The sequence below is a fragment of the Vibrio sp. 10N.222.49.C9 genome, assembly GCF_041474985.1.
Taxonomy (GTDB): Bacteria; Pseudomonadota; Gammaproteobacteria; order Enterobacterales; family Vibrionaceae; genus Vibrio; species Vibrio crassostreae_C.
Genome location: NZ_JBFRVD010000001.1, coordinates 44,706 through 58,514, shown reverse-complemented (window position 1 = coordinate 58,514; position 13,809 = coordinate 44,706). Strand labels below are relative to the sequence as shown.

Sequence of the window (13,809 nt, the reverse complement as noted above, 5' to 3'; positions counted from 1 at the left end):
ACAAAAAATGCCCCGCAAAAGCAGGGCATGAAGAGTGTGTTGTGAGTTGTTAGAAAGCTAACTGTAAGCGCGCGCTACTCGGCCAACGCAGTCCAGTTTGTAGCTCTCTGCGTAAGCAGGAATAAACACCGACTGGCCTTTCTCTATCACGCAGGTTTCGCCACATTGGTGAGTGAGCACCATAGATTCGTCGAGCGGCAATAGGATCTCGGCACCTTCGGTAGTGATCCGTCGCTGATGTGAGTTTTGCACGATAGAGAACTTAAAATCCTCGACTGGAATTTGGTATTCCATCACATCACCTTGCTCTATCGGGCTGAGCAGTAACCTATCCGCAGGCTTTTCCTTAAATCGAGTACAAGAAACCAGTTCATTCACGTCCATGTATTTAGGCGTTAACCCAGCGCGCAATACATTGTCTGAGTTCGCCATGATCTCTAAGCCCGTGCCTTTGATGTAAGCGTGGGGCGTCTCGGCATCCAGATACATGGCTTGCCCCGGCTTTAGCGTGATAACGTTCAATAGCAGCGGAGCAAACAGGCCGACATCCCCCGGATACTGTTGTTCCAACTCTGAAATCAACTGGAACACAGGGGCATCTGAAAGTTTCGCCTTCATCAACAACATGGTCAGCGCCATGCCTTTTTGTTCACCTTGCAAAGACAATAAACTCGCGAAGAAGCTCGCTAATCCATTAGGCGTTTGATCGCCCGCGAGGTCGTTAACCATCGAGTGCAGCTCAGGAATATCGAGGTAATGGAAGTGCTCAAGGATCTCGCTGATCGACCTAAAGCCATTCATCGCCGTGTAGTCCGTTAGGGCATACACCAGTTCTGGCTTATGATTAGGATCCTTGTAGTTACGATTGCCAGCTGTCATTGGAATGCCTTGCTGCTCTTCAAGAGCATAGCCAGATTCCGCTTGCTGTTTGTTTGGATGTACTTGAACAGACAGCGCTTTCTCAGCCGCTAATACCTTGAAAAGATAAGGTAACTCGCCAAAGCGACTCGCCACTTTCTCGCTTAGAAACAAGTTTAGGTTCTTAGAAATCAAGCTCGACAATGTGGTCTGTTGCCCGTTATCAGTCACCATTGAGCAACCATTGGGGTGTGCGCCCATCCAAATCTCCGCTTGTGGCTCACCAGATTGGTTATCAATACCAAACAGTTGGCTAAACGAAGACGGGCTACCCCATGCGTAGTTTTGAATCACGTTGGTCATAGGGTAGAAAAAGCGTTGTACGAACGAGTCGTTCGCTAAAGAAAAATCAGACATCGAAATCACCATGAAGGGAAACATGGCTTGAGCTCTACTCGGCTTAATGAAATGCGAGACTAGAGTGGGCTCAAGCCATTGGAGTTGAAATGGCTTAAGCCGCTGCTGTTGCTAGCTTGGCTTTGCGTAGATTTTTAAGTGCGATACAAGTAACCGCAGTTACGCCTGCACCAGACGCCATGCACAACAGTGCTAGCAGTGGGTAGTTCATTGCGCCAAGTAGAGCGACCACTGGACCACCGTGAGCAACACTGTTGGTGATACCAAACGAGAACGCCATTACCGCAGCAGTCATTGAGCCAAGCACGTTGGCTGGGATAACTGACATTGGATCTTGAGCCGCGAATGGAATCGCACCTTCAGAGATACCCACCAAGCCCATCGCGCCTGCTGCTTTACCTGCTTCAATCTCAGAAGATTCGAATAGGTCGAACTTACGGCCAAGTCTGGTTGCGATAGCCATACCAAGGGGAGCGACAGGGATTGCACACGCCATTGCACCCATGAACTGAGTTTGACCGCTGGCAATCATGCCGACTGAGAATAGGAACGCCACCTTGTTGAACGGGCCGCCCATATCAAAGCCGGCCATGCCACCAAGGACAATACCAAGCAGAACCACGTTGCCTGTACTCATGCTGGTTAGCAGTGCAGTAAGAGCATCCATCAGCCCAGCGATAGGTGCGCCAATAACAAAAATGAACAAACCTGCGATGAACAAAGAGCCAGTGATCGGAGCGATCATGATAGGCACAAGCGGTTGAACGAATTTGTGGTAGTTAAACGAAGTAATCCATTTAACGAAGTAACCCACTAATAAACCCGCGATGATTGCGCCAATGAAGCCAGTACCTGCGTCAGCGCCATAGAAAGAACCGTTGTTGGCAATCCAGCCGCCAATTAAGCCAGGGGTTAGGGCAGGGCGGTCAGCAATCGCGTAAGCAATGTAGCCAGCCAAGATTGGGATCATCAGGGTGAAGGCCACCACACCCACCTCTAGGATTTGGTTCCACATGCTGCCAGCAGGAATTGCCATGCCAGATTCACTCGGCTCACCGCCAATGGCTAGTGCTAGGGCAATCAAAAGACCGCCCGTCACCACGAATGGGATCATGTGAGATACGCCATTCATCAAGTAACGGTAAAGGTCTGAACGTGCTTGCGAGGCTTTCTCTGCAACAGATTGGTTGGTCGGTGCTTGTTCTGCTTGGTAGCTTGGCGCGTTGAGTGCTTGCTTAATCAAGCCTTGCGCGTCTTTGATTGGCGCTTTTACGTTGGTTTTGATAACGCATTTTCCGGCAAAGCGAGCCATGTCGACCTGTTTGTCACAAGCCACCACAATCGCATCTGCGCGTTCGATCTCTTCTCGAGTTGGGCTGTTCTTAACGCCAATAGAACCGTTGGTTTCGACCTTGATGTCGTAGCCAAGAGCCGCCGCGCCTTTTTCTAGTGCTTCGGCTGCTAAATATGTGTGTGCGACGCCAGCTGGGCAGCCTGTCACACCAATGATGAAGCCTTGCTTCTCAACATTGGTTTCTGTCTCAGCAGGTTCAGGTTTGGTAAGCAGTAGCTCTAATGCCGCTTGTTCAGATTGAGCATTCATGAAGTTTTCAATGAAACCTTCTTCAATCAATTTTGAAGAAAGCTCTGCCAGTACTTCGATGTGGTGATTATCGCCGCCATCAGGAGAGGCAATCATGAAGAACAGTTTTGATGGCTGGCCGTCATCGGCGCCGTACTCGATACCCTGTTGATGGACACCGATAACAACCGCGGGTTTGATGACCGCAGCGCTTTTCGCGTGTGGCAGAGCAATACCTTCTTCAAATCCGGTATTACCTTGTTCTTCACGAGCTTTAATGTCGGTAAGGAACTGTGCTTTGTCTGAAATTCGACCTTGTGCGTACAGCACCTCGATCAGCTCTTTAAATACGTCTTCTTTTGAATTAGCGCTAAGCGAAAGCTTAATCAAATTTTGGTTGATCAATGTCGTGATCATAATGAACCCCTACTCTGTTTTTATTTTGTTAGGGGTATTCTGGAATCTACGGCTTGCCTTCTGTAGTGAAGAAAAAATGCATTTACTGGATGATTGTTGCCTTATAAATGGAGTGTGATTTTGATCGGTTAGGAGTGCCTGTTTGGGGGAGTGTTGACAGCTTTTATGAGGTTATAACGCTTTTATTGATAAGGGCTTAGATTGATTTTTCTATCATGATAACAGTGTTCTAAATCTGGCCTTAGACTGGAGATTTATTTCCACTACTGGATTTTTGTAACCTAGATCTCAAATTGTGATTTTGCTCAATAGCGCTATGTTTCACTAAGGAGTATATCTATTCCCGTAGCCTTATTGCTGCTTATAAGAGTTCGAAACAATGATATTTCATGACCTAATCTCGTCGGTATTAAACGAGCGAGAACCGTTTCATAACATCTGGTTTGCGGGAGATTTTCACACGCCTTCAGCATTCAGTTATCAGGTGAACTTTCCGCGTTTAGAGCTGGTGCTCGACGGTGAGTATATTAATGAAATGGAGAGTCATGATCGCAAGATCACCAATGTTGTTGCGAAAGCAGGGGATGCGATTTTCATCCCGCCTAACTGTTGGAACAAGCCGAACTGGGATACTGATTGTTCGGTACTGAGTATGTTGTTTGGGCGTCGTCAGCTTGGTTTAAGCTTGGTGAGCAAGCGCAAAGGGGAAGAGAGCTTCTACGATATCCAAAAGCATAGTATTCAGACTCGCTCTGGCTTTGCGATTGATAATATTTTGGAGGCGCTCAGCTCGTTAGCGCGCGAGAGCAACAAGCAGCCGATGGATGAGTTATTGCTGCAAGCGTTGCTTCAATACAGCAAGACGATGCTGGATGCGCCTGTCGAGAAGTCTCACAGCCGCGTACAGGATGTGTATCAAGGGATCTGTATCTATATCCAAGAGAATTTCCACCGCCAGATCACGCGAGACAGCATCGCTTTGCGCTTTAGTATTTCATCCAACCATTTGTCGCGAATGTTTCGTCAACAAGGCCACATGACGCTGGCTGAATACATTACACGTGTGCGAATCGACCGCGCCAAGTTCATGCTCAAGAAATACAATTTCAAGCTCAATGAAGTGTCGGTACGTTGTGGCTTTAAGGATGTGAATTACTTCTGCCGAGTATTCAAAAACCGCACCGGAAGAACCCCGACTGAATATCGTGGTTCAATCTAATATCCCTTCAAATTGCCATTTTTGACCAGAGCTTATACGACCGAAATTTGTATGACTAGATCACCACAGTGAGCTCTGTGTTGTGGTGATCAATTTGCTTTGTGTTTTCCTCTGCTGTTTATTTCTATACCTTATTTCCAAACCTATCTTTAGGCACGTTCTCTATTTATCCCGTTTCACTAAATAAACCCAATTAATAACATTAAGGCTTCGCTTTGCGAGTTGCTTATTGTTTTTCGTTGCCTATTTATTGAATTAAACGTGTGAGAGTTGATGTATTAACGCGATGCATTTAATGGATGATAAGTAAATTAAAAACCACTTATCGAGACGATAAAATCTTGTTGTTATTGTCCGGCTTACTGATTTAAATGTTTTTAAGTTATTGATTTTAAATGCTTACTTCGCTTCGGCTTATTCTTTGTTTACTAACGTGTAATTCATGTCTCGAAATCAAATATTCAGGTTTATACGCCCCATCACAACCTTGACTTATAATACTACAAATTAAAAATTCTATAGATAATATGATCTTCAGATATTCATCATAAAGAAGACTTATACATGGAACTCAATACTCTGATCGTAGGAATTTATTTCCTTTTCCTTATAGCAATAGGTTGGATGTTTAGAACGTTCACCAGTACAACCAGTGATTATTTCCGCGGGGGCGGTAACATGCTTTGGTGGATGGTTGGCGCGACTGCGTTTATGACACAGTTCAGTGCTTGGACCTTCACTGGCGCAGCGGGTAAAGCGTATGCCGATGGTATGGCTGTCGCGGTTATCTTCTTAGCGAACGCATTTGGTTACCTGATGAACTACCTGTACTTCGCTCCGAAATTCCGTCAACTGCGTGTGGTAACGCCAATTGACGCGATTCGTATGCGTTTTGGTAGCTTCAACGAACAAGTATTTACTTGGTCTGGCATGCCGAACAGTATTGTTTCTGCAGGTATCTGGCTGAACGGTTTGGCGATCATCGCATCGGGCATCTTTGGCTTCGACATGACGACAACCATCGTTCTGACTGGTCTTGTTGTACTTGTTATGTCGGTGACAGGCGGCTCTTGGGCGGTTATCGCGTCTGACTTCATGCAGATGGTTATTATCATGGCGGTAACCGTAACGTGTGCTGCAGTGGCTATCGTACAAGGTGGTGGCGTTACTGAAATCATCAACGATTTCCCTGTAGCAGAAGGCGCATCATTCGTTTCTGGTAACAATCTGAACTACGTAAGCATCTTCGGAATTTGGGCATTCTTCATCTTCTTCAAACAGTTCAGTATCACCAACAACATGTTGAACTCTTACCGTTACCTAGCGGCAAAAGACTCGAAGAACGCGAAGAAAGCGGCACTGTTGGCATGTATTCTGATGACCATCGGTCCAATCATTTGGTTCATGCCACCTTGGTTCGTTGCAGGACAAGGCGTTGACCTTGCAGCACATTACCCAGACGCAGGCTCTAAAGCAGGCGACTTCGCTTACCTTTACTTCGTAGAGCAATACATGCCAGCGGGTATGGTGGGGCTTCTAATCGCAGCGATGTTTGCGGCAACTATGTCTTCTATGGACTCAGGCTTAAACCGTAACTCTGGTATCTTTGTAATCAACTTCTATCAACCGATTCTTCGTCCAAACGCGACAGAGAAAGAGCTGATGATTGTGTCTAAGTTGATGTCTACCTTCTTCGGTCTAGCTATCATCCTTATCGCGCTGTTTATCAATTCGCTAAAAGGCTTGAGCTTGTTCGACACCATGATGTACGTGGGTGCATTAATCGGTTTCCCAATGACGATTCCAGCATTCTGTGGCTTCTTCATTAAGAAGACTCCGGACTGGGCAGGTTGGGGCACGTTAGTGGTTGGCGCGATTGTGTCTTACATCGTAGGCTTCGTGATTACCGCTGAAATGCTACAAAATTGGTTCAACCTAGAGCCGCTAACAGGCCGTGAATGGTCTGATTTGAAAGTAGCGGTAGGCCTGATTGCTCATTTAACGTTTACAGGCGGCTTCTTTATTCTTTCGACTTTGTTCTATAAACCATTAGAAGCGTCTCGTCAGAAAGATGTTGATACCTTCTTCACTAACCTATCGACGCCTTTGGTCTCTGAATCAACCGCGCAGAAGAAACTGGACAACAAACAACGTCACATGCTGGGCTCACTGATCGCAGTGTCTGGTGTGGCAGTGATGGCGATGTTTGCTCTACCGAACCCATTCTGGGGAAGAATGATGTTCGTACTGTGTGGCGGTATCGTATTCGTAGTTGGTTTGCTGTTGGTGAAAGCTGTAGACGACTCGGTTGAGGATGCGAAACAAGCGAAAAAAACAGCTTAAGTTAGCTAACCAGTTAAACAAGTAATTAAACATAAAACGGCTGAGCTCTAATGCTCAGCCGTTTTTTATTGTATGAGAAAATGAGCTTATAACGATTGGATAGGTGTCACAACAGGGGATTAATGGATGCTTTGAGTTTGACCAGAAGAGATGAATTAGATAAGGCGTGACGAGATGTACATCAGCAGAGCTTGCAGGTCGACACTGCTTCGAGTCTTTTGCAGACGTTCATTGACCTGATCGTGAAGCAAGTTTCGAGTTAGGTTGGTCGCCGCAATAATATGTTCTCGTTGTGGTTTAGTTGGCAGAACGAGTGCAATAGCAACGTGCACTTCGCCGATACGTGATGCCCAGTCAATCGGGTCGTCACTGACGATAACCGCAATCGAGAGATCTTGAGTCGATTCAAACATCACATGCGGCAGTGCGATACCTGGTGACACGCAGGTTGAAGAGCGTTCTTCTCGCTTAATAAATGCCAGAATCAATTCATCTGGGTCTTCTGGGTAAACAAGGTGAGCGAGCCCTTTCAAGCACTCAAATTTGGTCAGTTGGGTTTGCGCCTTAGCGTGGTGCCATTTGATATCACAAGGTGGGCATATTTGTGGCATTCGCTGAATTAGATCGCTAGAGAACTCATGGCTCACCTGTGAGCCAACCATGTCGTAATGCTCTGCAATTATGTCTTTGAGAACGAAACAGGCAAGCTCCGCATCAATACCGACCGCGGTTATCTGGCACAAATCACCACGAAGTAAACCTACTTGCAGCATCGCGACGGATTTGGAGAGATCAGCGGTTCGATTTTGAGTGATGTTGATAATGCGGATGTTGCTTTTGAATTTCTTCGCTAAGCGAGTCAGCGGCTGCGCGACATGTGAGTTCGCGGCAGGATCGTTAACGAAGAAGGTGATCTGGTATTCGTTCATGAAAAGTTTAAGTTCGACAATGCTTAATAAAAACTTTATCGACACTCAACAACACCTCTTCCATTGGAACAAATACGGTTTTAGCTGGGTCAAATCGGCTTGGTTGTTCGATGTCGATATCAGATACGATCAACACTTTGTCTGCGAGGGTAATATCTTGGGCGGTCAGTAAGTTTTCAATACCCATAGCGCCTTGCGTCTCAACCTTGATTGAAACGTTGAACTTAGGGGCTGTTTTATTTAGAGCATCAGCTGCCATATAGGTGTGCGCAATGCCTGTAGGGCACGCAGTTACCGCTACAATTCTCATTATTATTCTCGGCTTAATCTCGTCTCTGTTACGTTACATAAGCTACCTTTCACAAGCTACCTTGCAAAAGCTATCTTGTATGGGAACTTCAGTATAGAAAGCTCGCATAGAGGAGGGACGATATGTTTATGGGTTCTGGGGATTTTATGGATTGCCGTTTTTTATTCCAAGGTGAAAGTCACACTCTGAGCTCTTGGTTACAATAATCCAGTTAATGCACCTTTCGTCCTATATATTGAGTGCCTTCACACCGTTAATCTTTTCATCTTATTAACCTTATCACTTACGTAATTACTTCAGTCTGAAATCAGGCGAGGCAGAGCAGCATATGGATATCACCAACATTATCGAGCCCGAGATCATCTGCTTAGATTTACAAGCAGACTCTAAACAGGCGGTATTTGAAGAGCTTGTTGAACTGCTCGACCGTGCCGGTAAGCTCTCTAATAAACGTGAATTCCTTGACGACATCTGGAAGCGTGAAGCCATCGGTAATACTGGCTTTGACGATGGCATCGCCATTCCACACGCGAAAAGTGCTGCCGTAGCTAAACCTGCGGTGGCGGTAGGTATCAGCCGTTCTGGCATCGATTATGGCGCAGACGGCGGCGAGCTGTCGGATGTGTTCTTTATGCTCGCTTCACCAGACAACAACGACGACCACCATATCGAGGTACTGGCTCAGATTTCGACCAGGCTTATCGAAGATGGCTTTGTTACAAAATTAAAGGCAGTCGAGTCTGTCGAGGAAGCTCAAGAGCTGTTTCTTGAAGCCAATTCAGAATCGTTCGATAGCTACGCATCTAGCCATCATGAAGTGTATGTCGAACCACTAAGCCCTTGGGCACAATCTCTTAATCGCCTCAAAGAACACTTATTATACGGCACCTCACACATGATTCCTTTCGTGGTTGCAGGTGGTGTGCTTTTGTCTTTGTCGGTGATGATGTCGGGTCATGGTGCAGTACCTGAAAGCGGTGTGTTAGCAGATATCGCACAGATGGGCATCGCGGGGTTAACCCTGTTTACAGCGGTGCTCGGTGGTTACATCGCGTATTCAATGGCCGACAAACCGGGTTTAGCGCCCGGTATGATTGGTTCTTGGGTTGCGGTGAATCAATACAATACCGGCTTTCTCGGTGCAATTGTGGTCGGTTTCTTCGCTGGTTTTGTGGTGAATCTACTTAAGAAGATCAAACTGCCAGACAGCATGATCTCGCTGAGCTCTATCTTCATCTATCCATTAGTCGGCACCTTCGTGACCTGTGGTGCGGTGATGTGGGTGATTGGCTCTCCGATAGCTCAAGTAATGCTTGAGATGAACCAAATGCTCACGGGCATGGCAGGCTCCGGAAAAATGGTATTGGGCAGTATTTTAGGTGCAATGACGGCCTTTGATATGGGCGGCCCGATCAATAAGGTCGCAACGCTGTTTGCCCAAACTCAGGTTAATACTCAGCCATGGTTGATGGGTGGCGTCGGTATTGCGATCTGTACGCCACCATTAGGCATGGCTCTGGCGACTTTTATATCGCCGAAGAAGTTTAAACGAGACGAACGCGAAGCCGGAAAAGCCGCAGGCATCATGGGAATGATTGGCATCAGTGAAGGCGCGATTCCTTTTGCAGCCGCCGATCCTGCGCGCGTTCTGCCTGCTGTTGTTGCTGGTGGCGTAGTTGGTAACGTGGTCGGCTTTATGTTCCATGTAGTGAACCATGCACCATGGGGCGGCTGGATTGTGCTGCCGGTGGTGGATGGCAAGATTGGCTATATCGTCGGCACGCTGGCAGGGGCTCTAACGACGGCTCTGATTGTGATATTGCTGAAAAAGAACGTGGTCGAAGGCGAAGCGAATTCTAATCAGTTCACGGGTGGCTCGGTAACAGAAGAGGGGCAAGCGGATGTATTGGCGATCACTTCTTGTCCGTCAGGCGTTGCCCACACTTTCTTAGCAGCGAAATCCTTAGAAAAGGCGGCGCATCATCTTGGGGTTCGGATTAAAGTCGAAACGCAGGGTGCTAACGGAATAGGCAATCGTATCACGCAGAAAGATATTGAAAGGGCGAGGCTGGTGATCTTTGCTCACGACGTGGCGATTAAAGAAGTAGAACGCTTTGCGAACGTGAAAACCTTAGATGTCAGTACTAAGGAAGCGATGCTTAATGCGCAAGCGTTGATCATGAGAAAGGTGTAATCCTTAAACCGCAAAGTTTATCATCTATAAAGTTAACTAGATCAAAACTAAAAAGACTCCGCTCAGGCCGGTTAAGGTGAAAGTGGAGTCTTTTTGTATCGCTTTCTAATGTATAAGTTCAGCCCTTAAAAAGGGTGGTACTTAAATACGTCTTCAACCATTGAGTTGAGCAAATCGATATCGTCACAGGTTTTGGCGTAAGTACGCAGGCCTGCGATCTGAACCTGAACATGACGAGCAAGTTGAGTAGGCTCGCGCTCTTTACTGATCTCACCCAGTTCTTGCGCTTCTGTAATCAACTTGGCGAACTCACCTTCCATGATCTTTAGTGATTTCTTCGCTTCTGCTAATAGCTCTGCGTGTTCATCAGTCAGTTCTGCGACCGTTTTAGCCAGCATACACATGCCATTTGGCGAACTTTGTTTTGATTCGACAACCGCACGTTTTACAAAATTTTCGAGCGCTTTGATTGGAGAATCCGTTTCGCTGCGGAAGCGGTTCAGATTGAGGATGCCAAGTTCGGTATAGCGAGCAAGCGTCTCTTTAAACAAACCTTCTTTGCTGCCGAACGTCGCGTAGATGCTGCCCGGACGCATATCAATCACGTCTTGCAGGTTACGCATAGAAGTCGCATGAAAGCCCTTTTCCCAATACAGGTTCGTTGCTTTATCTACTACATCTTGTCTATCGAACTTCGCTGTCTTGGCCATAACATCTACTTCATTAATCTGAACATATGTTCAATATTTTATGCTGAACGCCCGTTCTAGTAAAGAAGAGCCAGCAAGAAAGTAAGTAGCTTAGCTTAGTTATTTGCTAAGTATTTGAAATAAAGTGGTCAGCTTGTCGCTATAAGGCTGTAATTTACGCGTCGACTACTTCTACGGTTTTATGTTGCGCGCCGTAATAGGTGCCTTCATCGATGGTATACATCAAGGTTTCTTGGCACTCTGGGCAATCGAATTCCTCATTCGGTTCGATTGCTGCCTCTTCTACCCATTCCCAACCGATTTGCTCTTCGCAAGCGGGACAATTCATAAAACATCTCTCAGTTGTTGTCGCATATTTGCTGCGATCCTCAATTTAACAAGCTCGGCATTATACATATTTAGTTAGTGAGGAGTAGATAGTTAGTTCGTATAGAGTAGACAGATCGTTAGCAAGGAATAGACAGCCAGTTAACGCTGAAATAGATACCGTTTTAGCGCTGAACGAACAATTATTGACGAATATGTTGTTAGCCGTGAGCACATAATTGGTGCAAGGCTACCCCTTTGGGGTTATAAAAAAGATGTCAATTTTCAGACGCTTACGTCAATAAAATGTTGTTGCACGTACTTTTCGCACAGTTAAGTCGGTTAGCTAACAGTTTTGTCGATAATCCAATGTATTTTATAAGGTTAAATGTTATTTTCACCGGCTACCGATCTGTGTGGCACGGTAATTGATGCACATTGATCAAGTTGAATAATTATACAGTCACAATTGAGGCGCATCTTATTAAGGGTGTGCGAGTTAGATGACTGAAAAGATTTGTTAGCTGCTAGGAAATGAAAATGAAATTAACCGATATGTCTTTTAAGCAAAAAATCATCGCTTTGCTTATTTTACCGATCTTGGGATTTCTATGGCTTAGCGTTTCTGCGATTTCAAAAGGCGTAGAAACCACCAGTGAATTGTCTTCATTAAACCAACTTACCCGTTTGTCGGTTGTGTACAGTGAACTTGTGCATGAGTTACAAAAAGAGCGTGGAATGACGGCTGGGTTTATCGGCTCACAGGGCACTAAGTTTGTCAGTGAACTACGTGCACAAAGAGCCAGTGCAGATAATAGACGTAATCTGAAAACCGAATACTGGCAATCTGCTGAAATCGATTTACCGCAGATCACTCGGCTGAACACTGAAATAAGCCAAAGCCTAAATCAAATTACTTCTATTCGAAATCGAGTGGATTCTCAATCGATTCCTCTGTCTGAAGCTTTGGGTTACTACACCAAACTGAATGCAAAGCTGCTGAGCGTATCGGCGTTAATTGCTGAGCTTAGCTCTGATGCTGCCATCACCACTGAAACCATCGCTTACTACAACTTTTTACAAGGTAAAGAGCGAGCGGGTATCGAGCGTGCTGTCCTAAATAATACCTTCTCTAAAAATGAATTTGGCCCAGGCATGTTGGTTAAATTCATCTCTTTGGTGACTGAGCAAAATACCTATTTCTCAAACTTTGAGGTATTGAGTAACCCAGCTAACGTTCGTTTCTTTGAACAGCAATTGAATGATCGTTCGGTGGCAGAAGTAGAAAAGCTTCGTGGTTTGGCTGAATCTAAGATGAGCGGTTTTGATGTTGATCCTGTGTACTGGTTCTCGCAATCTACCGCTCGTATTGTTCAGCTAAAGAAAACAGAAAACCGCCTAGCAGAGTCGCTTATCGCACTGACAGAGAAAAAAATGTCAGAGGCGCAGTCTGCGATGATGATGAGTATTGGTCTGTTTGCTTTGATAACCTTGTTCGCGACCTTCGTGAGCTATAAGGCGATCAGAGACCTGACGATGAGAGTAAAAGATCTTACAGTGATGTTGTCTAAGGTTCGTAATGACAACGACTTAACAGTTCGCGCTAAGTTCGTTGGCAACAGCGAGCTTGGACAGATCTCTTCGGCACTCAACGAAACGCTAGAGAAGTTTTCAAACGTTATCGACAACCTGTCTCAGTCGAGTCTGACCTTAGCTTCAGCCGCTGAAGAAACCTCACAAACCTGTCACTACAATTCGAACACGCTAGTGCAACAACAAGACCAAATTGGCTTGGTTGCGACGGCGACAGAAGAGTTATCAGCAACGGTAAATGAGGTGGCGGCTAAAACTCAGCAGACAGCAAGTTCCGCTAAACTGGTCGATGAGCAGTCTCAAGAAGGTTTGAGTACGGTTCAAAACTCTTACCACTCTATCGAAAAACTGGCATCTGAAATTAATGATCTAGCGGAAAAGATCACGCACTTACACGAGAGCAGTAATAACATCAACAGTGTGATTGATGTGATTAAGTCCGTCGCTGAACAGACTAACTTGTTAGCATTGAACGCGGCAATTGAAGCGGCAAGAGCGGGTGAGCAAGGTCGTGGATTTGCGGTAGTGGCTGATGAAGTTCGCACGTTAGCACAGCGTACTCAGCAGTCGACAGCTGAAATTGAAGGTTTCATCAGCTCGTTACAGTCTGATGTGCAAACCGCGTTTAATGTGATTGATAACAGTCAGAAGATGTCGTCTAAAGCGGTTGAGGATTCAAAAGAGGTGGAACACACCTTACAAGGTATCTCAGCATCGGTGAGCGAGATCTTTAGCATGACTGAGCAGATCGCAACCGCTACCGAAGAGCAAGCGGTAGTGACTCAAGATATTGCTCAAAACGTCATGGCAGTAGAGCAGAAGTCGACAGAATCTACGACAGGTGCAACGCAAATAGCTGCAACAGCCAAAGAACAAGCTCAGTTAGCAGCTTCATTGAAAGATATTGCGAGTACGTTTAAGAGCTAACTAG

Annotated in this window: 10 protein-coding genes; 4 read left to right on the top strand and 6 right to left on the bottom strand. The window is 45.9% G+C overall.

Features of this window, described 5'->3' with window-relative positions; all coding sequences use genetic code 11:
• Positions 1-57: 57 nt before the first annotated feature.
• On the bottom strand, positions 58-1,275 hold the full coding sequence (gene manA / locus AB4585_RS00280) for a mannose-6-phosphate isomerase, class I (RefSeq protein ID WP_016785547.1): 1,218 nt from the start codon (positions 1,273-1,275) through the stop codon (positions 58-60).
• Between the two features lie 94 nt (positions 1,276-1,369).
• On the bottom strand, positions 1,370-3,274 hold the full coding sequence (locus AB4585_RS00275; protein ID WP_372103450.1) for a fructose-specific PTS transporter subunit EIIC: 1,905 nt from the start codon (positions 3,272-3,274) through the stop codon (positions 1,370-1,372).
• Positions 3,275-3,653: 379 nt separating this feature from the next.
• On the opposite strand from AB4585_RS00275, the gene AB4585_RS00270 reads away from it, so the two are divergent.
• Both AB4585_RS00270 and AB4585_RS00265 read left to right on the top strand, forming a co-directional pair.
• A complete protein-coding gene (locus tag AB4585_RS00270) occupies positions 3,654-4,493 on the top strand; it encodes a helix-turn-helix transcriptional regulator (protein ID WP_017061655.1) in 840 nt (279 codons plus the stop codon).
• A gap of 564 nt (positions 4,494-5,057) precedes the next feature.
• Positions 5,058-6,836, top strand: a complete 1,779-nt coding sequence (locus AB4585_RS00265; protein ID WP_372169227.1) for a sodium:solute symporter family transporter — start codon at positions 5,058-5,060, stop codon at positions 6,834-6,836.
• Positions 6,837-6,991: 155 nt separating this feature from the next.
• Here the strand turns inward: AB4585_RS00265 and AB4585_RS00260 are convergent, their stop codons facing one another.
• Together AB4585_RS00260 and AB4585_RS00255 are read right to left on the bottom strand one after the other, a co-directional pair.
• Positions 6,992-7,765 (bottom strand): PTS sugar transporter subunit IIA, encoded by a 774-nt coding sequence (locus AB4585_RS00260; RefSeq protein ID WP_372111421.1) that lies wholly within the window; start codon positions 7,763-7,765, stop codon positions 6,992-6,994.
• A 7-nt stretch (positions 7,766-7,772) separates the two neighbouring features.
• Complete coding sequence (locus tag AB4585_RS00255) at positions 7,773-8,075, bottom strand: PTS fructose transporter subunit IIB (protein ID WP_017070485.1); 303 nt, start codon at positions 8,073-8,075, stop codon at positions 7,773-7,775.
• Between the two features lie 328 nt (positions 8,076-8,403).
• On the opposite strand from AB4585_RS00255, the gene AB4585_RS00250 reads away from it, so the two are divergent.
• Positions 8,404-10,269: a fructose-specific PTS transporter subunit EIIC gene (locus AB4585_RS00250; RefSeq protein WP_372158329.1), complete on the top strand. Its 1,866-nt coding sequence runs from the start codon at positions 8,404-8,406 to the stop codon at positions 10,267-10,269.
• A gap of 125 nt (positions 10,270-10,394) precedes the next feature.
• Here the strand turns inward: AB4585_RS00250 and AB4585_RS00245 are convergent, their stop codons facing one another.
• A complete protein-coding gene (locus tag AB4585_RS00245) occupies positions 10,395-10,979 on the bottom strand; it encodes a TetR/AcrR family transcriptional regulator (protein ID WP_017069790.1) in 585 nt (194 codons plus the stop codon).
• 154 nt (positions 10,980-11,133) lie between these two features.
• Entirely contained in the window at positions 11,134-11,307 is a 174-nt protein-coding gene (locus AB4585_RS00240; protein ID WP_198591387.1) for a hypothetical protein, read from the bottom strand.
• A 518-nt stretch (positions 11,308-11,825) separates the two neighbouring features.
• Here AB4585_RS00240 and AB4585_RS00235 point away from each other — a divergent pair.
• The gene (locus AB4585_RS00235; RefSeq protein ID WP_102398137.1) at positions 11,826-13,805 is read left to right on the top strand and encodes a methyl-accepting chemotaxis protein; all 1,980 of its coding nucleotides are present in this window, start codon (positions 11,826-11,828) and stop codon (positions 13,803-13,805) included.
• The last annotated feature ends 4 nt before the right edge of the window (positions 13,806-13,809 follow it).

Coding starts and splice junctions, on each gene's coding strand:
- manA (WP_016785547.1), bottom strand. CDS start 1,275: ATGTCTGATTTTTCTTTAGCGAACGACTCGTTCGTACAACGCTTTTTC.
- AB4585_RS00275 (WP_372103450.1), bottom strand. CDS start 3,274: ATGATCACGACATTGATCAACCAAAATTTGATTAAGCTTTCGCTTAGC.
- AB4585_RS00270 (WP_017061655.1), top strand. CDS start 3,654: ATGATATTTCATGACCTAATCTCGTCGGTATTAAACGAGCGAGAACCG.
- AB4585_RS00265 (WP_372169227.1), top strand. CDS start 5,058: ATGGAACTCAATACTCTGATCGTAGGAATTTATTTCCTTTTCCTTATA.
- AB4585_RS00260 (WP_372111421.1), bottom strand. CDS start 7,765: ATGAACGAATACCAGATCACCTTCTTCGTTAACGATCCTGCCGCGAAC.
- AB4585_RS00255 (WP_017070485.1), bottom strand. CDS start 8,075: ATGAGAATTGTAGCGGTAACTGCGTGCCCTACAGGCATTGCGCACACC.
- AB4585_RS00250 (WP_372158329.1), top strand. CDS start 8,404: ATGGATATCACCAACATTATCGAGCCCGAGATCATCTGCTTAGATTTA.
- AB4585_RS00245 (WP_017069790.1), bottom strand. CDS start 10,979: ATGGCCAAGACAGCGAAGTTCGATAGACAAGATGTAGTAGATAAAGCA.
- AB4585_RS00240 (WP_198591387.1), bottom strand. CDS start 11,307: ATGAATTGTCCCGCTTGCGAAGAGCAAATCGGTTGGGAATGGGTAGAA.
- AB4585_RS00235 (WP_102398137.1), top strand. CDS start 11,826: ATGAAATTAACCGATATGTCTTTTAAGCAAAAAATCATCGCTTTGCTT.